Origin of the sequence: Leucobacter massiliensis (assembly GCF_002982315.1) — a bacterium.
GTDB lineage: Bacteria > Actinomycetota > Actinomycetes > Actinomycetales > Microbacteriaceae > Leucobacter > Leucobacter massiliensis.
On sequence record NZ_MWZD01000012.1, the window covers coordinates 64,691 to 86,251 of the forward strand.

Below are 21,561 nucleotides of genomic sequence, written 5' to 3' on the forward strand. Positions count from 1 at the left end.
GTCCCGCGATCTCACACGGCTCAGTTGCCGCTGCCGCCGCTCGGGCCGCCACCGGGGTTCGAGCCGTTGCCCCCGCTGCCGTTTCCGCCGTTTCCGCCGCTCCCGCCGTTGTCGCTGGCGCCGTCCGAGGACGAGGGCGCCTTCACGGTCACCGTGAGCGCCGGCGAGGCAGGAGCCTCGCGCGTGACGCCCGCGCTGTTCTGGCAGCTCGCCGAGTAGCTGATGGTGATCGTGCCGTTCGGGTCGCCCGCGCGCAGCGAGTTCGCCTGCAGATTCGCGGTCGCGCCGGAGACGCCCGAGAGCGAACCGTCGCCCTCGACGTTCACGGCGTAGTTGCTCACCGTGAAACCGGTCGGGCAGAAGCTGCCCGCCTCCGCCAGCTGCACGGTGAACGCCTGGCCCGAGTTCACCTCGCTGCGACCGGTCGGCGCTCCGGGCTGGCTCGCATCCGGGTAGCGGACGGCGTAGGTGAGCGTGATGGGCTGATCGAGCGGAACCTTCGCACCGGTCGGGTTGACGGCCGTGACCAGGTTCTCCTGGTCGTCCGGCGCCGGGTTGCCCGCCTGCGGGGTGATGTTCGTGAAGCCGAGGCCCTGCAGGTACCCCACGGCCTCGTCGACGTTCATGCCGACGATCGCCCCCGGGTCGATCTCGCCGGTCGTGGCGGGGGGCGGCGTGGTCGTCGTCGTGGTCGTGGTCTTCGTCGGGGGCGGCGTGGTCGTCGCGGCAGGCTCGCCGCCGCGGTTGCCCCACAGCGCGTACGCGGTGCCCGCACCGATGATGAGGAGCAGGGCGAGCAGCGTGATCAGCGGCCACGTCCAGCGGCTGCGCTTCTTCTTGCCGGGCTCCTCGGCCTCGGTCTCCGCCTCGCCCGCATCCGCCGCAGCGGGCTGCGCGGCCGTGCCGGGCATGACGGTGGTCTGCGGCAGCGCCGTCGTCGCGGCGTCCATCACGCGGGTCTGCTGCGGCATCACCGCGGTTGCTGGCTCGGCGTCGCCGAGCACCTGCGGCACATAGCTCGCGGCGAGCTGCACATCGCCCCGGTGGAGCGCCGTCGCCGCCTGGGCGAGCTTCGCGGCGGTCGCCGGCCGTCCGGCGGCATCCTTCGCGAGGCACGCCATCACGAGGTTGCGGACGGGCTCGGGGACGTCCGCCGGCAGATCCGGCGGGGTGTCGTTGATCTGCGCCATCGCGATGGCCACCTGCGACTCGCCGGTGAAGGGACGCTTCCCCGCGAGGCACTCGTAGGCCACGACACCGAGGGAGTAGATGTCGGTCGCCGCGGTGGCGGTGTGGCCGCTCGCCTGCTCCGGCGCCAGGTACTGCACGGTGCCCATCACCTGGCCGGTGGCGGTCAGCGGCACCTGATCGGCGATCCGGGCGATCCCGAAGTCGGTGATCTTCACGCGTCCCTCGGGGGTGATGAGCAGGTTCCCCGGCTTGATGTCGCGGTGTACGAGACCCGCGTCGTGGGCGGCCTGCAGCGAGGTGGCCGTCTGAGCCACGATCCCGAGTACGCGGTTCGCCGGCAACCGCCCCTCGCGCTCGATGATCGCCGACAGCGGCTCGCCGGGCACCAGCTCCATGACGATGTATGCGGAGCCCTGCTCCTCGCCGTAGTCGAAGACGTTCGCGATGCCCTCGTGATTGACCAGCGCGGCGTGGCGTGCTTCGGCGCGGAAGCGTTCGAGGAAGCCCGGATCGCCCATGTACTCGTCTTTGAGGATCTTGATGGCGACGGTGCGGCCGATGATGCTGTCGGTCGCCTTCCACACCTCGCCCATGCCTCCGACGGCGATCCTCGAGCTCAGCTCGTAGCGTCCGCCGAATGTGATCCCTGCCGCTGGCCTCATTCGCTCAACACCGCTTCCATTACTCGTTTTCCGACTGCCGTGGGCAGCTCGTACGAGCCGCCCTGAAATCCGAAGGCCTCGCCGCCGCCGTCCTCGATCACCACTGCCACCGCGACCTGCGGGTCGTCCACCGGCGCGAAACCGGTGAACCACAGGGTGAACGGCAGATCGCTTCCGTCCTCGGCCGTTCCGTTCTCGGCGGTGCCGGTCTTCCCGGCCACCCGCACCCCGTCGATGCCCGCGTTCTTCGCGAGTCCCTCGGGGCTGGAGACGCCGGCTTCCATCATGCCAGCCACCGCATTCGCCGTTCGCTCCGAGATGGGCCGCGAGAGCTCCTCCGGAGTGTACTCCTTCTCGACCCGCAGATCGGGGGTGATGACCTGGTCCACGAGGGAGGGCTTCATCACGACGCCCCCGTTGGCGATCCCCGCCGACACCATCGCGACCTGCAGCGGGGTCACTCGCACGTCCAGCTGGCCGATGGAGGCGAGCGCCGTCTGCGCCTGGTCCTCCGGCACCGGCGAGGTGCTGGGCGTCACCTTGAGCGGCACGGACAGCTCCTGATCGAAGCCGAAGCCCCGCGCCATGTCGGGGATCGTGTCGCGGTCCATGCCCATCGCCATCTCGGCGATGGGGATGTTGCACGACATGACGATCGCCTGCTGCAGCGTCGCCTTCTCGCCGGGTCCGCAGGAGGTGCGCGAGGCGTTCTGCATCTCGTGGCTGGACTGCGGCAGCTTGAGCTGCGCGGGATTGGGGAACTCGGTCGAGGGCGTCGCCTTGCCCGCCTCGATCGCCGCGGCCGCCGAGACGAGCTTGTACACCGAACCCGGGTGGTAGAGGTCGCCGGCGATGGCCCGGTTGACGAGCGGCTTCGTCGGGTCCTCCTCGAGCTTGCGGTAGTTCGCGATGATCTCCGCGTCGCTGTTCGTCGCGAACAGGTTCGCGTCGAAGCTCGGCGAGGAGACGAGCGCCAGGATCCGTCCCGTCTTCGGTTCGAGCGCCACGACGGCGCCCTCGAAGCCGCCCTCCGCCATCGCCTCTGCGGCGGCGGTCTGCGCGGCGGGGTCGATGGTGGTCTGCACGGAGCTGCCCTGCGGGGCGACGCCGTTGAGGGTGTTCATGATCCGCGTGAAGAACTGCGCGTTGCCGATGCCCGAGAGGTCCTGGTTCATCGCGGACTCGAGACCGGTGCGGCCCTGGGTGTGCGTGAAGTAGCCCGTGACCGGGGCATAGAGCGGGCCGTCGGCGTACTGGCGCACGAAGCGGAAGGAGTCGCCGGTCGGCGTGGAGTACGCGACCGGGTCGCCGTCCACGAGGATCGATCCCCGCTCCACCTTGTACCCGTTCTTCACGGTGCGGCCGTTGAGCTCGTTCGCGCGCAGCTCGTCGGCCTGCACGAACTGCACCATGGTCACCGAGAAGAACAGCACCAGGAACATCGCGAACACGGTGCGTGTGAGGAACTTGAGCTGCTTGTTCATGTGCGGATCACCAGTTTCGGTCGGTTGCGCACCGAATTGGAGAGCAGGATCAGCAGCGCGATGATGATCCAGTTCGACACCAGCGAGGAGCCGCCGGCCGCGAGGAACGGCGCCGTGAGACCGGTCAGGGGGATCACCCGCGTCACGCCGCCGACCACGATGAACACCTGCAGCGCGATCGTGAAGGCGAGGCCGGCGGCGAGGAGCTTGCCGAAGTCGTCCTGGCCGGCGAAGCCGATGCGCAGGCCGCGGCCGACGAGCAGGAGGTAGGCGGCGAGGATCACGAACAGGCCGATCAGCCCCAGCTCCTCGCCGAGGCTCGGGATGATGTAGTCGCTGAACGAGAGCGGCGTGTCGGCCGGGTACCCCTGCCCGAGGCCGGTGCCGGTCATGCCGCCGTTCGCGAGGCCGAAGAGGCCCTGCACCATCTGATAGCTCGCGCCGCGCGGGTCCGCGAAGGGGTCGAGCCAGTTCACGAAGCGGCTGTTCACATAGGCGAGGGTCTGGCTCGCCGCGAGCCCCCCGACGAGGAACAGGCCCACCCCGAGGATGATCCACCCGATACGCCCGGTCGCCAGGTACAGCATCGTGAGGAACAGGCCGAAGTAGAGCAGTGAGGTGCCGAGGTCGCGCTGGAACACGAGCACCGACATCGCCGCCAGCCAGAACACGAGCAGCGGTCCGAGATCCCGCGCCCGCGGGAAGCGGATCCCGAGCACCTTCTTGCCCACCATCGCGAGCGAGTCGCGGTTGCGCACCAGGTAGCCGGCGAAGAAGATCGCGAGGAGGATCTTCGCGATCTCACCCGGCTGGAACGAGAAGCCGCCGATGCCGATCCACACGCGCGCGCCGTTGATGGTGCGGCCGATGCCGGGCAGCATCGGCAGCAGCAGCAGGATCACCGCGCCGAGCCCCATCAGGTAGGTGTAGCGGAACAGCACCATGTGGTTGCGGATCACCACGAGCAGCACGATCGCGGCGACGATCGCGATCGTCGACCACAGCAGCTGCCGGGACGGATCCGCATCGTCGTCGGCGAAGGAGATCCGGTAGATCATCGCCACGCCGATCGAGTTGAGCAGCGCCGCGATCGGCATGATCAGCGGGTCCGCGTCGGGCGTGACCCGGCGGATGGTGATGTGCAGCGCGAAGAGCGCGAGCACGTAGGGGATGCCCATCGGCAGCAGCGTGGTCGTGGGGGCGCCCTTCACCGTCAGATCGATGATGACGACCGCCGCGATCCCGACCGCGATCGCGAAGAGTAGCAGGAAGAGTTCCAGGCCGAGGAGCTTGCGGGGGGCGCGCAGCGCGGTGATGCGCTGCAGCACCGTCTCGCTCGTGCGGGTCTTCTGGAAGGTGCGGGCGTCGCCACCCCTGGCGTCACTCATCGCTCACCCCCAGCCGCAGCACGATCTCGCGCGCCTCCTCCAGGGAACCGGCGCCGAGGGTGCGCTTCACCTGCCGCTGCTCCAGGCCGTCGAGCTCGGAGAGCGGGATCTCGGTGTTCTCCGCCACCGAGTGCAGTGACAGGGAGCCGATGTTCTGCTGCACGCCGCGGTAGATGATCACGGTCTCGCCGTCGGTGCCGACGAAGTAGCGGCTCTGCGTCCACTGGTAGCCGAAGAGCAGCGCACCGGCCAGCGCGATCAGCACCCCGGCGACGCCGAGCGCCCAGAGCAGCCGGCGCCTGCGGTTGCGGCGGCGGGTCTCGGCGATGAGCTCCGCGAGGTATTCGTCGACGCGGGGCTCGAACTGGCTCTCCGCGATCACGGGCGCGCGGCGCACCAGGCGGCGGCGCACCATCAGGCGCGTGCGCGCGGTCGAGGTGTCGCCGTCGCGCAGGTCCGGGGTGGTCGCCGCGGAGCCCGCGAAACGGCGGTTGGGCTCGGGGAGCTCGGCGGTGACGTGCGGGTCGGCCTCCTCGGCGGCCTCGGTCTCCACGAGCACCACCGTCACATTGTCGGGTGCGCCGTGCGCGAGGCTCTTGTCGATGAGGGCGTCGACCGCGCCCTGCAGGGAGCTGCGGCGGCGCAGGATCTTCTCGATGTCGTGGTCTTCGACGTAGCCGCAGAGGCCGTCGGAACACAGTAGCCAGACGTCGCCGGGGCGCGTGTCGAGCACATCGGTGTCGATCTGCGGGGAGGCGTCGACGTCGCCGAGCACGCGCATCAGCACGGAGCGCCGCGGGTGCGTCTTCGCCTCCTCCTCGGTGATCTTGCCGCTGTCGACGAGCCGCTGCACGAAGGTGTGATCCTTCGTGATCTGGCGCAGCTGGTTGTCGCGCAGCAGGTAGAGGCGCGAGTCGCCGATGTGCGCGAGGGCGAGGCGATCGCCGACCGTGATGAAACCCGTGAAGGTGGTGCCGAGGCCCGCGAGCTCCGGGCGGTCCTTGACCACGTTGCGAAGCTTCGTGTTGGTTTCGAGGATCGCGGTGCGCAGCGAGTTCGTCGTCGCCTCCGGGCTGGAGGAGGGGGGGACGTCGAGCGCCGCCATCGACTTCGCGGCGACCGCGGAGGCGACGTCGCCTCCGGCGTGGCCGCCCATGCCGTCGGCGACGAGATAGAGGTGGTCCCCGGCGAAGCCCGAGTCCTGGTTGTTCGATCGCACCATGCCCACGTGGGAGCCGATGGCGCTGTCGTACCGCACTCGCACGCTCAGGGCCTCAGCTCGAAGGTCGTGGTGCCGATGGTGACGGGCGTGAACGGCGGGACGACGACGGGCTTCGTGATGCGCTCGCCGTCGAGGCGGGTGCCGTTCGTGGAGTCGAGGTCGGTGAGGATCCACTGATCGCCGCTGCGCGAGAGGCGTGCGTGGTAGGTCGAGGTGTAGTCGTCGACGATGACGAGGGTGGAGTCGCTGCTGCGGCCGATCGTGATGAGATCCTCGTCGAGGGCGATGGAGGTGCCGTCGGCCACGCCGGAGGTGATCACGAGGTGCCGGGCGGGGCCGGCACCGGCGGCCGAGGGGAGAGCCCCGCCGGCCGAGGGGAGCGCGTCGCCCGGCGCGATGCCGGAGTCGCGAAGCGGGGTCGGCGGCGGCTGCGGGGCCGGCGGCGCCTGCGGGGCGGCCGCGACGACCGCGGAGACCTGGGCCGCGCCAGAGCCGCTTCCCGGCCCGTCGCCGCTCTTCAGCCGGCGGACGGGCGCCCCGAAGAGGTCGCTGCGCAGCGCGTACACGATTCCGAAGATGAAGAACCAGAGCAGCAGCAGGAAGCCGATGCGCAGCACGAGCAGAGTGAGTTCGCTCACAGGCCCCTCCAGAAGTCCTGGTCGATGCCCGGTGCCTCCCCGGGTGCCGCGGACCGCGCGGGGGCGGTGTGCGGTGCGGCAGGAGGCGCGGAGGCAGCGCGCCCGCCGCCGCGAGGCTGCGTCGAGCGGGACGGCGCGAGCTGGAAGCGCAGCGCCGTCTGCCCGATGGTGATGACGATGCCGGGGGCGAGCGCCGCCTCGCGGAAGCGCTGCCCGTCGATCTTGGAGCCGTTCGTCGACCCCAGGTCTCGGGCGATCCCGGCCTTGCCGTCCCACACGATCTCGAGGTGCTTGCGGGAGGCCGCGCTGTCGGTGATCCGGATCCCGCAGTCGCTGCCGCGGCCCACCGTCGTCACGCCGCGCGCCAGCTCGTGCCGAGCGCCGTCGACCTCGATCACCGCGACCCAGTCGACGTCGCCCTCCACGCGGGAGGCGTCGATCTCGAGCACGCCAGGGGTCAGCGACGGGTCGGGGCGGAGCTCGACGTCGGCGTCGCCCATCAGCTGATAGCTCTGCCGCTTCGCGTGCTTCAGGACCACGCCTCGCAGCTCCTGCTCCAGGGTGCTGCCCAGGCCGCGGAGCCGCTCGGCGTCCTTCGGGGCGACGCGCACCGTGAAACGGTTCGGCGCGAGGACCCGGTCGCGGTCGACGACGACCGCGCCGATGTCGAGCTCCCGCTTCAGCGCCGAGGCGATCTCGACGGGCTGCACGCCGGAGCGGAAGGTACGCGCGAAGGCGCCGTTGACGGCGCGTTCGAGGCCGCGCTCGACGCTGTCCAGAATGCCCACGCGCCGCTCCCTCCCGCCTGCTCGATGTCGATCGGTCCTGCTCGGCGCACGTGTCGGCACGCCGGTATGGCCCTAGTTTAGCCAGCAGTGTAGCCCGCTTTGGTGTGAGGGCCCCGGTCCTGATAGGCTAGGGGAGTTGTCCAGCGCTCCGGTGCCGGACGGCGACTCGCGCGAGTGGCGGAATTGGCAGACGCGCTGGCTTCAGGTGCCAGTGCCCGCAAGGGCGTGGGGGTTCAAGTCCCCCCTCGCGCACGAGAGTATAAGAGGCAGGATCGCAGATCCTGCCTCTTTTTCGTGTGTGCGTGCGCGCGGGAGGACTTGAGCCCCCGCCCTGGGACGCGGCGGTCACGACTCCGCGCCGTCGTTCGCGGTGGCTCAGAGGCGTTCGATGATGGTCGCGTTCGCCATGCCGCCACCCTCGCAGACCGCCTGCAGGCCGTAGCGCCCGCCAGTGGCTTCGAGGTATGCGAGGAGGTTGCCCATCAGCCTGGCACCGGAGGCGCCCAGCGGGTGCCCGATCGCGATCGCCCCTCCCCACGGGTTGAGCTTCGCGGGGTCAGCGCCCACCTCTGTCGCCCACGCCAGCGGCACGGAGGCGAAGGCCTCGTTCACCTCGTAGGCGTCCATGTCTTCGATGGTGAGGCCGGTGCGCTGGAGGATCTTGCGGGTTGCGGGGATCGGGCCGGTCAGCATGAAGAGCGGATCGTCGCCGACCACGGCGAAGGCGTGGAAGCGGGCCCGGGGGGTGAGACCGAGTTCGCCGGCCTTCTCCTCGCTCATGATGAGGAGCGCGCTCGCCCCGTCGGTGAGCGGGGAGGCGTTGCCCGCGGTGATGTTCCACGCGATCTGCGGAAACCGTGCCGCCATCGCCTCGCTGTAGTAGGCGGGCTTCAGGCCCGCAAGCGCCTCGACGGTGGTGCCCGGCCGCACGGTCTCGTCGGAGGAGTGCAGGCGGGCCCCGCCATCGGCTCCGGTGACCTCGATCGGCACGATCGTCCCGGCGAAGCGCCCCTCGGCGCCTGCTGCTGCCGCGCGGCGATGGCTCTCGGCGGCGAAGGCGTCGAGCGTGTCGCGGCTGAACCCCCACTTCGCGGCGATCAGCTCCGCGGAGATGCCCTGGTGCACGAGCCCCTCCGGGTAGCGGGCGCGGATGCCGGGGGAGTGCGGATCGCCTGCGGCGTCGGACGTGCCGAGCGGCACCCGGCTCATGGACTCCACGCCGGCGGCGATGACGATGTCGTAGGCACCGGCGATCACGCCCTGCGCGGCGAAGTGGGCGGCCTGCTGGCTTGAGCCGCACTGCCGGTCCACCGTGGTCGCGGGCACGGTCTCGGCGAAGCCGGCGGAGAGCAGCGCGTGCCGCCCCACGTTCCAGCTCTGCTCGCCGACCTGCCCGAAGGTGCCCATGATCACGTCGTCCACCTGCGCGGAGTCGAGCGCGTTGCGTTCGAGCAGGGAGCGCAGCACGTGGGCGGCGAGGTCAACGGGGTGCACGCCCGAGAGGGCTCCGCCGGGCTTGCCCCGGCCGAAGGCGGAGCGGACGGCGTCGACGATGACGGCGGTGGGCATGATTCAACGACCTTTCAACGCGGCGGCGGCGGATCGAACGGCCGGATTCGAGCGTGCGCGGATCCGGCTCGGCCACGCTGGGCCAGCGCCGCCGGTGCCGTCGCGCGGGAGCCGACGGCGCGGATCGCGGCGCCTCCCAGCCGGGCTGTCGTCTCCCCGCTCATCGCGGCCCCATCCGGATCGCGCCGTCGAGGCGGATCGTCTCGCCGTTGAGGTAGTCGTTGTCGATGATGGCGAGCACCATCTTCGCGTACTCCCCGGGGGCTGCGAGCCGCTGCGGGAAGACGACGCTCTCTGCGAGACCCTGACGGACTTCCTCGCTGAGGGACGCCATCATCGGAGTGTCGACGATGCCGGGCGCGATCGTGTTCACGCGGATCCCGTTTCTGGCGAGATCCCGCGCCGCCTGGATGGTGAGGCTCGCGACGCCGCCCTTGGATGCGGCGTAGGCGGCCTGACCGATCTGGCCCTCGAAGGCGGCCACCGAGGCGGTGTTGACGATGACCCCGCGCTGGCCCTGCGCGTCGGGCGGGGCGGCTGCGATCCGCTCCGCCGCGAGGCGGAGCACGTTGAAGGTGTCGACCAGATTCACCTCGACGGTGCTGCGGAAGAGTCCGAGGTCGTGCGGGCCGCGGCTCGACAGGATGCGCTGCGCGGGGGCGATCCCGGCGCAGTTGACGGCGATGCGCAGCGGTTGCTCGTCCGAGAGGGTGTCGAGCGCTGCACGCACCTCCGCCTCGGAGGTCACGTCGGCGGAGACGAGCCGCACGCCGGGTGGCGGAACCGGTTTATCGATGGAGTCCGCCAGATCCAGGCCGATCACCGTGGCGCCGTGCGCTGCGAGCGCCGCCGCTGAGGCCGCGCCCAGGCCGGATGCCGCCCCCGTGACGATCGCCGAGCTGCGACCCGGTTCCATGCGTTCCTCCCGTCCGGCGTCCTCGCCGATGATGTGACGTTCGCTGAGTGAGCCCTTGCGGAGAATGCGATACCAGAAGTGTATGGAGGGGCGCCGGCAGTCGCCAGCTCGCGTGCCGGCTGTGCGGATCGCCTCCCGCATCGGCTGATGCGCCTGGTCCCGGCGTCCCGGCGTCCCGGCGTCCCGGTTCGCCGCGTGAGGCCGACGCGAGCCGGGAGGCTTGCGAGGCTCGTCACTACTGTCTATATTGGGTATAGATAGTTGGTGATCGGAGGCCGGATGGAACTGCGCGTGCTCGTCTCGCAGACCTCGGGCGTGCCCCTCTACGAGCAGATCGTCGAGCAGCTGCGGCAGCAGATCCTGGCCGGCGAGCTGGAGGCGGGCGCGGCGCTCCCGTCACTGCGCGCGCTCGCCGCCGAGCTGCGGGTGAGCCTCATCACGACGACCCGCGCGTACAACGAGCTCGCCGCCGAGGGGCTGATCGTCAACGTCCCCGCCCGCGGATCGTTCGTCGCTGAGCTCGATCCGGATCGAGCCCGGCAGGGCGCGCTGAATCACGCACGCGACGGACTGCGGCAGCTCGTCGCCCGCGCCCGCCCGACCGGGCTGGTGAGCCTCGAAGAACTGACCCGGATGCTGAAGGAGGAGTGGGAGAGATGAACGCCATCGCAACCGAAGCGGCCGTGCGAGCCGAGGGGCTCGCGAAGCACCGGGGCACCTTCACCCTCGGGCCGCTCGATCTGACGATCCCGCGCGGCTTCGTCACGGGCATGGTCGGCGCGAACGGCTCCGGCAAGACCACCACGCTACGCACGCTGCTCGGGCTGATGCGCCCCGACGCGGGAACCGTGTCGATGCCACCGCTCGAGCGCGTGGGGATCGTGTTCGACCAGCCCTTCGTGCTGCCCGACTGGCGGGTGCGCGACGCAGCAGCCGCCTACGCCGCATTCCGCTCCGGCTGGGACGGGCCGCACTTCGAGGGCTTGTGCCGGCGGTTCGGGATCGATCCGGCCGCGAAGGTGAAGGATCTCTCGCGCGGCGAGGGCAACAAGCTCATGATCGCCCTGGCGATGGGCAACCACCCCGAGCTGCTGATCCTCGACGAGCCGACGAGCGGTCTCGACCCCGCCGCCCGCGCCGACCTCATCGATCTGCTGCGCGAGCACATGCAGCGCGAGGACGCGACCGTGCTGTTCTCCACGCACATCACCAGCGACCTGGAGCACTTCGCGGATCACCTCGTGTTCATCGACGGTGGTCAGCTCGTCTACGCGGGCACGCTCGACGAGCTCGCGGCCGACTTCGCCTACGTCCACGGCACCCTCGACGGTCTCACCGCCGAGAACGCTCCGCTGATCCGGGGCCTGCGCCGCGGGCAGGGAAGCTTCGACGGGATCATCCGCACGCGAGACTCCGCCGCGTTCGGCTCCGCAGTGCAGCTCGACGCCCCCAGCATCGAGCAGATCGTCGTCCACCATCAACAGCACCGGGAAGGAGCACCGCTGTCATGACCGTCCTCGCGCGCCGGATCGGCCTGGATCTGCGCTCCCTGCGCCCCTACGCACGGCAGGGCCTGTTCGCTCTCGTCATCATCTTCCTGCCCGTGCTCGTCTCACCGGAGCACGACACCTCCGGCATGGTCTTCGCAGCCGTCGTGCTCGCCGCGGCCATCGGCCCGCAGTATCTCTTCAGCAATGACGAGCGTGGCCGCCTCGACACCCTTTACGCGGCGCTCGGCGTCCCCCGCGCCCGCACCGTGTGGGGCCGGTATGCGAGCTGCCTGCTGCTCGTGATCGGTCTCGCCGCCGTCGCCCTGCTCCTCTCCTGGGGTCTGGCCGAGATCCTGGGATCCTCGCTCGATCTCGAGCTGCTCGGGCCGCTCGCCGTCGGGGGCATCGCCCTCGCCGGGCTGGTGATGTGCGTGCAGCTCCCGGTGTTCTTCGCGGTCGGGTTCACCCGCGCCCGCCCCATCACCTTCCTCGCCCTCGCACTCGTCGTCGCCGCGTTCCTCGCCCCAGCCCTGCTGTCTCCCGAACTCGCCGCAGCCGCACTGGAGTGGGTCGCCGGAGCGAGCGCTGGCATCCTGATGCTGCTCGCGCTCCTGGTCCTCGCCGTCGCGGTCGCGGGCTCGGCGGCGGTGTCCGTGCGGCTGTACGCGCGCCGCGACCTCTGAGCTCGTCCGCGCCCGGGCCGGCCGAAGCGTCACGCGCCGTCGTCGGCCTGCTCCGTGGTTCGCCGCCGCAGCTCGGCGAGCATCTGCCGCTGCGCGGGGTTCAGGCGGTCCCGCACGTAGGCGTCGACCAGTTCCCCGGCCGCCCCCAGTTCCAGGCCCCCTTCGGCGTCGGCGAGCCCCGCCAGCGCTTCACCGAGCAGGGAACTGAAGCGCTCGATCAGCTCGGCGACCTCCCCGGCCGGCGTTTCGGCGTCGAGGCGAGCGAAGCGGCCGGTGAGTTCGGCGATGGCCTGCGCGTGCGCGTCGTCGCTGAGACGCGAGTAGACGGAGCTGAGCCAGGGCAGGCCGCTCTCGCCGGCGAGATGCGCGAGCAGCACCGACTGGTCGCGGTCCATCTCGATGAGCTCGGCCGGCAGCCGGGCCGATCGGAGCACCGAGAGGAACGGGGCGAGTTCGGGCGGGGCGTCGAGCGCGGCCCGGTGCTCCCGGAGGGTTGCGATGACCGCGCGCTGGCGGGTGAGCCGCTCGATCTGCGCGGCGAGCTCGGCATCGAGCTCCTCCAGCACGGCGGCGTCTCCGTCCGCGTCGCCGCAGGGCGCCGCGGCCTCGTCGAGCAGTTGCGGCATGCGATCGAGGGGAACGCCGATCGAGGCGAGGCGACGGATCCGCAGCACCCGCACGAGGTGATGCACATCGTACTCGCGATAGCCGTTCGCGCGGCGCCTCGGCTCGGGGAGGAGGCCCCGCTGGTGGTAGTGGCGCAGTGCGCGCACCGTCACTCCGGCGAGCCGCGCGAGTTCTCCGCTATGCACCGTGCGCCTCCCCATTCCGAGCCGGGCCGGCGCCGGCAGCGGTGTCATGATCGTTGCCGTGGTCTCCGTCGTCGCCCGCCCCCTCCCGGTCAAGACTACGGAGCGGAGGCGCGAACACCCCCAGCAGCAGCGGCCCGATCCAGATCGCGGCGATCGCGATCGCCGCGGCCCCGAGGCCCGCGAACTCCGTGAGTAGCGCCGCCGCGACGATCCCGAGCGGCGGCGCCGCGGTCAGCAGCGCGTTCTGCGTGCCCATGATGCGCCCGCGCATCGCCTCCGGAATGCGCTCGATCATGAGCACCCCCACGAGGCTGCCGAACACCCCGCTCGCCGCGCCCAGGAGGGCCGCGCCGGCGAGCACTGCTCCGGGAGAAGCGAGGGCGGCGATCACCCCGAAACCCGCGCCGCTGCCGAGCACGCCTGCGAGCAGCCAGCCGCGGCGGCTCAGCCGCGTACCGGCCAGCGCGTAACCGCCGCCGCCGAGGAGCATTCCCGCAGCCAGCGCCGTGAGGACGAAGCCGAGCAGCTCGGGGCGCCCGATCTGCGTGAAGTAGACGGGAAGGATCAGCGCCTGCAGCGCGGCGAGCAGCAGCGCCGAGACGAGGCTGAGCGCGGTGGTGAGCAGGAGGAACGGGCTGCCGAGCAGCACCCGCCACCCGTCACGGAGCATCCGCCAGCCGCCCCGGGGAGCGGTCCCCTCCGCGCGCCCCGCGGCCGGGATCTCCCCGACCCGGCGGGGGATGAGCAGCGTGAGGAGGGCGGCCGCCAGCGAGGTCGCCGCGGTCACCCAGAGCGCCGCCGATGCGTCCCACAGCACGAGCAGCGTGCCGGCGACCGCCGGCCCGAGCAGGAGCGCGACGGCGCTGAGCGCCTCGCGCAGACCCATCAGCCGCTCCGCGGAGAGCCCGCCGCTGCGGACGACCGCCGGGAGCAGCGCCTCGCGCGCGGTCAGGCCCGGCACATCGCCGAGCGAGCCGATGATCCCGAACAGCACGAACCACCCGATGCTCAGCCCGGTGACGGCGTCGACGAGGGGGAGGGCGGCGACCGAGGCCCCCGAGACGAGATCTGTGATGCACGAGGCCGTGCGCCGGTTGATCCGGTCGATGACGACGCCCATGACGAGCCCCGCGAAGACGGCGGGGACGGCCGAGGCCGCAGCGACCGCTCCGGCTCCGAGCGCGCTGCCCGTGATCTGGAGGACCAGCAGCGGCAACGCGACGCCGGCGATCGAGTTGCCCAGCAGCGACAGGAACGAGGATGCGAGATAGACGGCGGGGATGGACTTCATAGCCCCAGTCAGCACCCTGACGCAGGGGCGGGGTCAAGCGCTGCGACAATGATGGGGTGGAGGCGGTGCCGCCGGTGGCATCGTGCATCGACGCGGAGGGCGGACGGAATGGTGGACGTGCGGATCGCGGACGAGGTCGACCGCCGGATCATCGACGCGCTCCGCGCCGACGGGCGGAGGCCGTTCCGCAAGATCGCTGCGGAGCTCGGCGTGAGCGAGTCGACGGTGCGGGCCCGCTACGCCCGGCTCTCCTCGCTCGGCATCCTGCAGGTCGTCGGCCTCGCGGACCTGCACACGGTGGGCGCCGTCGAAGGTCATGTCTCCGTGCAGGTCCTCGGCGGCGAAGCCCGGCGTGTCGCCGCCGAGCTCGGCCGCAGGCCCGAGGTGAAGCTCATTGCGGAGGCGGTGGGCTCGGCGGACCTGGTGCTCGACGTCGTGTTCCCCAACCTCGCGGCGTTCCAGCGGTTCATCACGAGTGAGCTGCCAGCGCTCGAGGGGGTGCGTCGTGTCGAGTTCCTGCGCACCGGAGAGGTCGTCAAGGACTCATACGTCTGGCAGGGCTGAGGAGCCGGGGCGCGCGAGCGCCTGGCCGCTCCCGCCCCGCAGGCCTCCCCAGGAGTGGTCCTTGTCGAAGCTGGTGAGCACCGAGGTCTGCATGTCGGCGATGCCGTCGATGGATCGGATCTGATCGAGGGCGCGCTGCGCCTCAGTGAGATCACGGCAGGTGAGCTCGACGTAGATGTCGCGAGAACCGGTGCCGGCGGAGACGCGGTTGGTGTGGGGCAGCTCGGCAAGCGCCCGGCAGACCGCCTCGATGTGCGCGGCCCGGTCGACCGAGATGAACAGGCGCAGCGCCTGGAGCCCGAGCGAGAGCGGGTTGCACAGGGCCACGAAGACGAGCATGCCACTGTCGCTCATGCGCTGCACGCGATTGCGCACCGTGCCCTCGCTCAGTCCGAGCTGGCTCGCGATGGAGGTGAAGGGACGCCTGCCGTCGCGCCCGAGCAGTGCGAGGATCGTCGTGTCGATCTCGTCCATCGCGCCGTCACCCTTCTCCATCGCTCCGCCGCTGTCCCGGGCCGGCGGTCCCCGCGGCCGGCAAGCCAGGGACCGGCCCGCGATCAGACGCGGGGGGCGCGCAGCTCGTCGGAGATCCGCAGCGCCTCCGCGATCTGCATCCTATTCGAGGCGAGCGCACCCCGCTCGTCCACCGTGACGTCCTCGATCCCGACGCGGACCTCCGCCCCGTCCTCGATGGCGGCGCGGACGACCGCCCACGTCGAGCCCTCGAGCCCGTGGTACAGCAGCGGTGCGGTCACCCCTCCGGCTCGCAGGGCATCCGCCATTTCGCGGCAGTCGGCGACGGCGCGCTCGGGGTCCTCATCGAGCGGCTCGATGAGGACCCGCACATTGTCGTGCAGGGTGGGTGAGGCGAGCAGCGCCGACACGTCATCCATCGACCAGACCGCGCTTTCCAGCATCATGCCGCGGTCGACCACCGCCTGCGCCGCCTCTGCGGCCCCCTCCTCGCAGAACGCGACCGAGGCGAAATCGGGCAGCCACTCCTCGGGCCACCCGGCGATCTTCGCCATGCGGTCCGCGTGTCCCGCACACGTCCACAGTCCGGTGGTCGTGCCGACGATGATGCGGGGGTCGCGCTCGCGCACCGCGCGCACCATCGCGGCGACGTGCTCGGGGTCGATCGTCTGGCTGCCGTCCGGGGTGCGCGCGTGCGCATGCACCACATCCGCGCCGCTGCGCACGACGGCCTCGGCCTCGGCCGCGATCTCCTCGGGGGTGAGGGGCACGTGCGGGCTCTCCTCGCGCCCACGGCCGCCGTTCACGGCGGCCTTCAGGAACAGCGCCCGCGAGACCGTGTAGCGCAGGGCGATCCTGCGGTTCGCCAGCGCGGGCAGCGAGCGCCGCACGCTCGCCACCCGCTCGCTCGGGAGTTCGGCCGAGCACCAGCCCTCGTTCACCTCGCCGGCATCGGCGATGACGACGCCCATGGGGTCGACCACCTTGCTGCCGGCCACGCACTCTTCGCAGGCGTTGCCGCTCGCGACCACCCACACCGTGTTCTCGATGGCTCGGGCGCGTAGCAGCGTGCTCCAGTGGTCCTCCTTGCAGCGGCCGCGCATCCAGGCGGCGGTGACCGCGAGGATCTCGGCGCCGGCGTCGATGAGGGCGCGAGAGAGCTCGGGGAAGCGCAGGTCGTAGCAGTTGATGAGCCCGACGGCGCGGCCGGCGAGCTGGACGACCGGGGGGATCGCGTCGCCGGCTTGTACGCGCGCCGACTCCTGGTAGGCGAAGGCGTCGTAGAGGTGGAGTTTGCGGTAGCTGCCGGCGATCCGGCCGTCGGCGTCGACGGCGAGCACCGTGTTGAAGGGACGCCGCCGCCCGCTCGGTTCGAGGCCCGAGGCGACGAGGGCGATGCGGCGGGCGGCGGCGATGCCAGCGAGGCCGTCCCGGAAGCGTTCCCAGTGAGCCTCGGCGACGGGGGCGAGCGATCCGTCGATGTCGCCGGTGTGCGCCATCGACTCCTCTGGCAGCACGAGGATCGAGACGCCGGCGGCGGCGGCCTCGGCCGCGAGCGCGTCGATGGTGGAGAGGTTCGACGCGGGGTCGGTCGTCGGCGCGAACTGTGCGGCTGCGATTCTCAAGCGGGTCTCCGTTCTGGGGGTGGGAGCGGGTGCTGTGGGGCCGACAGCACCCGCGGGAGCGGCCTCAATTCTGTCTCCGAGGTGTCCCGTGGTACAGGACGGATTACGATTTGCGTGGTCTTGAGCCCGGAAATCCACGAAGCTCGCATTACCACCAACATTCGCCAAGACGAGGCATATGCGGTGATCAACGCCGAGCATATGATGAACACCTCCACATTGATGAGTTTGTGGAGCCCCCAACATCGTCAGTTCAGGCGTCCGCGGCCTCATCGCCGGACGCACGGGCATCGCCCGCGAACGCAGCAGGAAAGGTAACGGAGCCTTGAAACAGATCAACAGCTCGTCCCGCGCTCGGCGGGCCGCGCAGGCGGTGGCCGCGGGTGCGGCGATCGCCCTGGCGGCGGCCGGCTGCTCGGCCTCGCCCGGCGGGGGCGCAGCCCCAGCGTCCGGCGGCATCGCGGTCGTCGCGCTCACCCAGGAACCCGGCATGCTCAGCCCGATGTTCAGCACGCAGAGCGGATCGACCCTCGCCCTCGCCTTCGTCGTCGAGCCCCTCTTCACGACCCTCGACACCGGCGAGCGGGTCGCAAATCTTGCCGCGGAGATCCCCACTCAGGAGAACGGCATGGTGAGCGAGGACGGCCTCACCGTCACCTACACCGTGCGCGAGGGGATCACCTGGTCCGACGGCGAGCCCTTCACCACCGACGACCTGGCGTTCACGATCGACGTCACGAAGGAGCCCGGCACCCTCGCGATCCCCGACGCGGAATACGCCTCCATCGCCTCCTACGCCGTGAAGGACCCGCAGACGATCGACGTGACCTTCACGGCGCCCCAGCCCAACTACCTGAACCTCTTCACGCAGGTGCTGCCCCAGCACCGCTTCGACGGCCCGAGCATCGCCGAGGACCATCCCGAGCTGCGGGAGCCCACCGGCACCGGCCCCTTCAAGATCGAGAAGTGGACCTCCGGAGACGAGATCGCCTTCGTCCGCAACGACAACTACTGGCGACCGGACACGCAGCCGCTGCTCGACGGCGTCACCGTCAAGATCAACCCCGATCTGACCACCGCGGTGGGCGGCTTCACCCGCGGCGAGTTCGATCTCGTCTTCGGGCTCACCGCGGGCGATCTCGACGAGGTCGCCGAAGCGGTCGAGTCGGGCGCCCCCATCGAGCTGCACGAGAAGCCGGAGAACACGGGCTTCGTCGAGTGGCTGTGGCTGAACAACTCGGACAGCGGGCAGCTCGGCACGCCGCACCCCGTGCTCGGCGATCCCGCGATCCGCGAGGCCATCGACCGCGGGATCGATCGCGAGGGCGTGCTGAACGACGTGCTCGGCGGCTTCGGCACGCTCAGCAATTCCCTTGTCTACTCCGGCTTCGGCGGCGAGCTCACCGAGACCGTGCCTTACGACCCCGAGGCTGCGCGGAAGCTGCTCGACGAGGCCGGCTGGACCCTCGGCAGCGACGGCGTGCGCACGAAGGACGGCGTGCGCGCCTCGCTGAAGTTCCAGACGATCAGCGGCGACGAGGTGCGCGCCCTCTACCAGCAGGTCATTCAGCAGAACCTGAAGGACATCGGGATCGAGACCACCATCGAGAACGTCCCCTCCAACATCATGTTCGGCGACGCGGCCGACGGCGGCCTGCTCGCCACGGGCGACTTCGACCTCATGATGTCACGGGCGGGCAAGCTGCCCGACCCCTCGGAGTGGATGATGGAGTTCCGGACGGCGAACATCCCGGCCGGCCCCGACGCGCCCGGCTACTCCTACGCCTGGTGGAGCAACCCCGAGTACGACGCCCTCGTCGACACCGTCACCTCGGAGCTGGATCCGGAGCTGCGCGAAGAGGCGGTGCACGCCGCCAACGAGCTCTTCGCGGCCGAACGCCCGGCGATCCCCATCTATGCCTCCCCGACCGCGTGGGCCTGGTCCTCGAAGCTGCAGGGCGTCACCGACGACTCCTGGAACGGGCCGTGGGACACCACGAGCTCGGTGCACTGGAGCTTCTCGGGAACGGGCGAGTAGTCACCGTGGCTTCGTACCTGCTGCGGCGACTCCTGCAGTCGATCCCGCTTCTCTTCGGCATCAGCGTGCTCGTCTTCCTGCTCATGCAGATGACGCCGGGCGGGCCGATGTCGGTGGGCGAGGGCGGAGCCTCCGGCGCCACGGCCGCGCAACTCGAACGGTTGCGCGGCCGGTACGGCCTGAACGACCCCATCCTCGTGCAGTACTTCAACTGGCTGTGGGGCGTCGTCACCGGCGACTGGGGGAGTTCGTACCAGACGGGAAGACCCGTCCTCGAGGTGATCGGCGAGCGGGTGCCGACCACGCTGATGCTGACCCTGACCGCCTTCGTCCTCTCCCTCGTCTTCGCCCTGCTGATCGGCGTGCGATCGGGAATCCGCAAGGACGGCTGGTTCGATCACATCGCCACGGCCCTCACCTACGGCGGTCTCGCCGTGCCCGGTTTCTGGCTGGCGCTCATGCTGATCTTCATCTTCTCCTACAGTCTCGGCTGGCTGCCGAGCTCGGGTCTGCGCGATCTGCGCGCCTCGCACCACGGCGCCGGGGCGTTCCTCGATCTCGTCCGCCACCTCGTGCTGCCGGTGCTCTCACTCTTGCTCGTCTCGATCGCGGGCCTGGCCCGGCACGTCCGCTCCTCCGTCATCGAGGTGCTCGACAAGGACTACATCCGCTCCGCTCGCGCGAGCGGGCTGCCGGAGGGCGTCGTCATCCGCAAGCACGTCCTGAAGAACGCCTCCCTGCCGGTCGTCACGATCGCCGTGCTGATGCTGCCCGAGCTGTTCCTCGGCGCCGTCATCACCGAGACCATCTTCGGCCTGCCCGGCATGGGCCGCCTCTTCGTGGAGTCGGCCGATCTGCGCGACTACCCGGTGCTGCTGGGGATCCTCATGATCGCGGCCCTGCTCGTGCTCCTCGCCAATCTGCTCGCCGACCTCGTCTACAGTCGGCTCGATCCAAGGATCAGTTATGAATAGGATCAGTGCCCCGAAAACCCGCGTCGTGCGGATCGCCCGACCCGCACGCGCCGCGCAGCCCGGGTTCTTCTCGCTCTACTGGGCGAGCGGACCGGCGCGATTCGGCCTCGTCACCTTCGCCGCCATCCTCCTGCTCGTCGCCCTCGGGCCGGTCTTCGTGCCCTTCACGCCGGAGCAGATCGACCTCTCGGCGAAGGGGCAGGCCCCCTCGCTCGTGCATCTCATGGGCACCGACGAGCTCGGACGCGACGTGCTCGCACGGGTGCTCGACGGCGGGCGCCTGACCATCCTCGTCGCGCTGATCGCGGTGGCGGTGGCCATCGTGGTCGGCGTGGTCGTCGGCGCGATCGCCGGCTACTTCGGCGGCTGGGTCGACAACGTGCTCATGCGGATCGCGGACGTCTTCTACTCGATGCCGGCGTTGTTCGTGGTGATCCTGCTCGTCGCGCTGATCGGTCCCGGATTCGCCTCGATCATCCTCGCGATCTCCGCCTTCAGCTGGATGACCACCGCGCGGCTGCTGCGGGCGAGCATCCTGAGCCTCAAGAAGTCCGACTTCGTGCAGGCCGCCCGGGGGCTCGGCGCGAGCGATCTGCGCCTCATCGTCGCGCACATCCTGCCCAATGCGCTCGCGCCGATCTTCGTCGCGGCAACCCTCGGCATCGCCTCGGCCGTGCTCACCGAGTCCGCGCTGTCGTTCCTCGGGCTCGGCTTCCAAGCCCCGCAGGCGACCTGGGGCGGCCTGCTCGAAGAGGCCCAGCGGGCGGTCATCAGCGGCGGCCAGTGGTGGCGCGGCTTCTTCCCCGGGGTCATGATCTTCCTCGTCATCCTCTCCGTGAACTTCATCGGCGAGGGGCTGAACAAGGCGATCCTCGGCCGGAAGGAGCACCGCTCATGAACACGCCGCTGCTCGAAATCGACCGTCTCACCGTCGGCTTCGCCGAGCCGCGACGCGTGCTCGTCGACGAGGTGTCGCTCTCAGTGGACGCGGGATCGGCGACCGCGCTCGTGGGCGAGAGCGGATCCGGCAAGACCCTGAGCATGCTCGCCGTCATGGGGCTGCTCCCGCCGGGGATCAGCGTGCTCGGCGGCGCCGCCCGGCTCGGCGGGGTCGATCTGCTCTCGCTCCCGCCGCGCGCCAGGCGCCGCATGAACGGCAGCCGGGTCGCGCTGATCCCGCAGGACGCCATGGCCGCGCTGAACCCGACCCTCGACATCCAGAGCCAGTTCGAGCTCGTGCTCCGCGCGCACCAGCGCATCGGCGGCTCGGCCGCCCGGGCGCGCACGATCGAGCTGCTCGACCAGGTCGGGATCCCCTCCGCGGCGTCGCGACTGCGCAGCTACCCGCACGAGTTCTCGGGCGGCCAGCGTCAGCGCGTCATGATCGCGCTCGCACTCAGCTGCGGGCCGGAACTGCTGATCGCCGATGAGCCGACCACCGCGCTCGACGTCACGATCCAGCAGCAGATCCTCGACCTCGTCGCGCGTCTGCGGGAGGAGATCGACATGACGGTGCTGTGGATCACGCACGACCTCGGCGTGGTGGCCGGCCTGGCGGACCGGGTCGCCGTGCTGCGTCACGGGCGCATGGTCGAATCGGGCACGGCGGAGCAGATCTTCTATCGGCCCGCGCAGCCCTACACCCGGCAGCTGCTCGCCGCGACCCCCACCCTCTTCGACCCGGATCCGGAGCTCGACCCCGGGCCGGGGCCCGCGCCCGGGGATCCAGTCGAAGCCGGAACGGAGGCATAG

General features: G+C 70.7%; 20 protein-coding genes and 1 tRNA gene. 9 read left to right on the forward strand and 12 right to left on the reverse strand.

Annotation, left to right across the window (positions count from 1 at the left end):
• Positions 1-20: 20 nt before the first annotated feature.
• The 6 genes from B4915_RS01345 to B4915_RS01370 are packed head-to-tail and all read right to left on the reverse strand — an operon-like array spanning position 21 to position 7,373.
• Positions 21-1,853, reverse strand: a complete 1,833-nt coding sequence (locus B4915_RS01345; protein ID WP_105804054.1) for a protein kinase domain-containing protein — start codon at positions 1,851-1,853, stop codon at positions 21-23.
• Complete coding sequence (locus B4915_RS01350; RefSeq protein ID WP_105804055.1) at positions 1,850-3,337, reverse strand: peptidoglycan D,D-transpeptidase FtsI family protein; 1,488 nt, start codon at positions 3,335-3,337, stop codon at positions 1,850-1,852. The genes B4915_RS01345 and B4915_RS01350 overlap by 4 nt, the downstream gene beginning before the upstream one ends.
• Positions 3,334-4,725, reverse strand: a complete 1,392-nt coding sequence (locus B4915_RS01355) for an FtsW/RodA/SpoVE family cell cycle protein (RefSeq protein WP_105804056.1) — start codon at positions 4,723-4,725, stop codon at positions 3,334-3,336. The genes B4915_RS01350 and B4915_RS01355 overlap by 4 nt, the downstream gene beginning before the upstream one ends.
• Positions 4,718-5,989, reverse strand: a complete 1,272-nt coding sequence (locus tag B4915_RS01360) for a Stp1/IreP family PP2C-type Ser/Thr phosphatase (RefSeq protein WP_105804057.1) — start codon at positions 5,987-5,989, stop codon at positions 4,718-4,720. The genes B4915_RS01355 and B4915_RS01360 overlap by 8 nt, the downstream gene beginning before the upstream one ends.
• Positions 5,990-5,991: 2 nt before the next feature.
• Positions 5,992-6,585: an FHA domain-containing protein FhaB/FipA gene (locus B4915_RS01365; RefSeq protein WP_105804058.1), complete on the reverse strand. Its 594-nt coding sequence runs from the start codon at positions 6,583-6,585 to the stop codon at positions 5,992-5,994.
• Positions 6,582-7,373, reverse strand: coding sequence for an FHA domain-containing protein (locus B4915_RS01370; RefSeq protein ID WP_105804059.1), 792 nt, complete (start codon positions 7,371-7,373; stop codon positions 6,582-6,584). The genes B4915_RS01365 and B4915_RS01370 overlap by 4 nt, the downstream gene beginning before the upstream one ends.
• Positions 7,374-7,541: 168 nt before the next feature.
• Between B4915_RS01370 and B4915_RS01375 the strand changes: the two genes are divergently transcribed.
• A tRNA-Leu gene (locus tag B4915_RS01375) sits at positions 7,542-7,625 on the forward strand.
• Positions 7,626-7,748: 123 nt separating this feature from the next.
• Here B4915_RS01375 and B4915_RS01380 read toward each other — a convergent pair.
• Both B4915_RS01380 and B4915_RS01385 read right to left on the reverse strand, forming a co-directional pair.
• Positions 7,749-8,942 carry a thiolase family protein gene (locus B4915_RS01380; protein ID WP_105804060.1) on the reverse strand — a complete coding sequence of 398 codons (1,194 nt, stop codon included), beginning with the start codon at positions 8,940-8,942 and terminating at the stop codon, positions 7,749-7,751.
• 160 nt (positions 8,943-9,102) lie between these two features.
• Positions 9,103-9,858, reverse strand: a complete 756-nt coding sequence (locus tag B4915_RS01385) for an SDR family NAD(P)-dependent oxidoreductase (RefSeq protein ID WP_105804061.1) — start codon at positions 9,856-9,858, stop codon at positions 9,103-9,105.
• A gap of 264 nt (positions 9,859-10,122) precedes the next feature.
• Here B4915_RS01385 and B4915_RS01390 point away from each other — a divergent pair, with 264 nt between their 5' ends.
• From B4915_RS01390 to B4915_RS01400, 3 genes are read left to right on the forward strand one after another with little or no spacing between them, the layout of a single operon-like run.
• The gene (locus B4915_RS01390; RefSeq protein ID WP_219845066.1) at positions 10,123-10,518 is read left to right on the forward strand and encodes a GntR family transcriptional regulator; all 396 of its coding nucleotides are present in this window, start codon (positions 10,123-10,125) and stop codon (positions 10,516-10,518) included.
• Entirely contained in the window at positions 10,515-11,369 is an 855-nt protein-coding gene (locus B4915_RS01395; RefSeq protein WP_105804063.1) for an ATP-binding cassette domain-containing protein, read from the forward strand. The genes B4915_RS01390 and B4915_RS01395 overlap by 4 nt, the downstream gene beginning before the upstream one ends.
• Positions 11,366-12,031 (forward strand): ABC-2 transporter permease, encoded by a 666-nt coding sequence (locus tag B4915_RS01400; RefSeq protein ID WP_105804064.1) that lies wholly within the window; start codon positions 11,366-11,368, stop codon positions 12,029-12,031. Before B4915_RS01395 ends, B4915_RS01400 begins: the two co-directional genes overlap by 4 nt.
• A gap of 29 nt (positions 12,032-12,060) precedes the next feature.
• Here the strand turns inward: B4915_RS01400 and B4915_RS01405 are convergent, their stop codons facing one another.
• Together B4915_RS01405 and B4915_RS01410 are read right to left on the reverse strand one after the other, a co-directional pair.
• On the reverse strand, positions 12,061-12,843 hold the full coding sequence (locus B4915_RS01405; protein ID WP_105804187.1) for a MerR family transcriptional regulator: 783 nt from the start codon (positions 12,841-12,843) through the stop codon (positions 12,061-12,063).
• A complete protein-coding gene (locus B4915_RS01410; protein ID WP_105804065.1) occupies positions 12,836-14,134 on the reverse strand; it encodes an MFS transporter in 1,299 nt (432 codons plus the stop codon). Before B4915_RS01410 ends, B4915_RS01405 begins: the two co-directional genes overlap by 8 nt.
• A 108-nt stretch (positions 14,135-14,242) precedes the next feature.
• On the opposite strand from B4915_RS01410, the gene B4915_RS01415 reads away from it, so the two are divergent.
• Positions 14,243-14,698 (forward strand): Lrp/AsnC family transcriptional regulator, encoded by a 456-nt coding sequence (locus B4915_RS01415; protein WP_181158418.1) that lies wholly within the window; start codon positions 14,243-14,245, stop codon positions 14,696-14,698.
• Here B4915_RS01415 and B4915_RS01420 read toward each other — a convergent pair.
• Together B4915_RS01420 and B4915_RS14820 are read right to left on the reverse strand one after the other, a co-directional pair.
• Positions 14,678-15,193 carry an Lrp/AsnC family transcriptional regulator gene (locus tag B4915_RS01420; RefSeq protein ID WP_105804067.1) on the reverse strand — a complete coding sequence of 172 codons (516 nt, stop codon included), beginning with the start codon at positions 15,191-15,193 and terminating at the stop codon, positions 14,678-14,680. The genes B4915_RS01415 and B4915_RS01420 overlap by 21 nt on opposite strands.
• 62 nt (positions 15,194-15,255) lie before the next feature.
• The gene (locus tag B4915_RS14820) at positions 15,256-16,797 is read right to left on the reverse strand and encodes a nitrilase-related carbon-nitrogen hydrolase (protein WP_245907286.1); all 1,542 of its coding nucleotides are present in this window, start codon (positions 16,795-16,797) and stop codon (positions 15,256-15,258) included.
• A gap of 325 nt (positions 16,798-17,122) precedes the next feature.
• Between B4915_RS14820 and B4915_RS01435 the strand changes: the two genes are divergently transcribed.
• From B4915_RS01435 to B4915_RS01450, 4 genes are read left to right on the forward strand one after another with little or no spacing between them, the layout of a single operon-like run.
• Complete coding sequence (locus tag B4915_RS01435; RefSeq protein WP_105804068.1) at positions 17,123-18,835, forward strand: peptide ABC transporter substrate-binding protein; 1,713 nt, start codon at positions 17,123-17,125, stop codon at positions 18,833-18,835.
• A gap of 5 nt (positions 18,836-18,840) precedes the next feature.
• Positions 18,841-19,809, forward strand: coding sequence for an ABC transporter permease (locus tag B4915_RS01440; protein WP_105804069.1), 969 nt, complete (start codon positions 18,841-18,843; stop codon positions 19,807-19,809).
• Positions 19,802-20,707, forward strand: a complete 906-nt coding sequence (locus B4915_RS01445) for an ABC transporter permease (protein WP_105804070.1) — start codon at positions 19,802-19,804, stop codon at positions 20,705-20,707. The genes B4915_RS01440 and B4915_RS01445 overlap by 8 nt, the downstream gene beginning before the upstream one ends.
• The gene (locus B4915_RS01450; protein WP_105804071.1) at positions 20,704-21,561 is read left to right on the forward strand and encodes an ABC transporter ATP-binding protein; all 858 of its coding nucleotides are present in this window, start codon (positions 20,704-20,706) and stop codon (positions 21,559-21,561) included. Before B4915_RS01445 ends, B4915_RS01450 begins: the two co-directional genes overlap by 4 nt.

What these genes read in the sequence shown, in the direction of transcription:
- B4915_RS01380 (WP_105804060.1), bottom strand. Translation starts at nt 8,942, where the DNA reads ATGCCCACCGCCGTCATCGTCGACGCCGTCCGCTCCGCCTTCGGCCGG.
- B4915_RS01410 (WP_105804065.1), bottom strand. Translation starts at nt 14,134, where the DNA reads ATGAAGTCCATCCCCGCCGTCTATCTCGCATCCTCGTTCCTGTCGCTG.
- B4915_RS01445 (WP_105804070.1), top strand. Translation starts at nt 19,802, where the DNA reads ATGAATAGGATCAGTGCCCCGAAAACCCGCGTCGTGCGGATCGCCCGA.
- B4915_RS01395 (WP_105804063.1), top strand. Translation starts at nt 10,515, where the DNA reads ATGAACGCCATCGCAACCGAAGCGGCCGTGCGAGCCGAGGGGCTCGCG.
- B4915_RS01355 (WP_105804056.1), bottom strand. Translation starts at nt 4,725, where the DNA reads ATGAGTGACGCCAGGGGTGGCGACGCCCGCACCTTCCAGAAGACCCGC.
- B4915_RS01450 (WP_105804071.1), top strand. Translation starts at nt 20,704, where the DNA reads ATGAACACGCCGCTGCTCGAAATCGACCGTCTCACCGTCGGCTTCGCC.
- B4915_RS01385 (WP_105804061.1), bottom strand. Translation starts at nt 9,858, where the DNA reads ATGGAACCGGGTCGCAGCTCGGCGATCGTCACGGGGGCGGCATCCGGC.
- B4915_RS01415 (WP_181158418.1), top strand. Translation starts at nt 14,243, where the DNA reads ATGGTGGACGTGCGGATCGCGGACGAGGTCGACCGCCGGATCATCGAC.
- B4915_RS01420 (WP_105804067.1), bottom strand. Translation starts at nt 15,193, where the DNA reads ATGGAGAAGGGTGACGGCGCGATGGACGAGATCGACACGACGATCCTC.
- B4915_RS01400 (WP_105804064.1), top strand. Translation starts at nt 11,366, where the DNA reads ATGACCGTCCTCGCGCGCCGGATCGGCCTGGATCTGCGCTCCCTGCGC.
- B4915_RS01345 (WP_105804054.1), bottom strand. Translation starts at nt 1,853, where the DNA reads ATGAGGCCAGCGGCAGGGATCACATTCGGCGGACGCTACGAGCTGAGC.
- B4915_RS01350 (WP_105804055.1), bottom strand. Translation starts at nt 3,337, where the DNA reads ATGAACAAGCAGCTCAAGTTCCTCACACGCACCGTGTTCGCGATGTTC.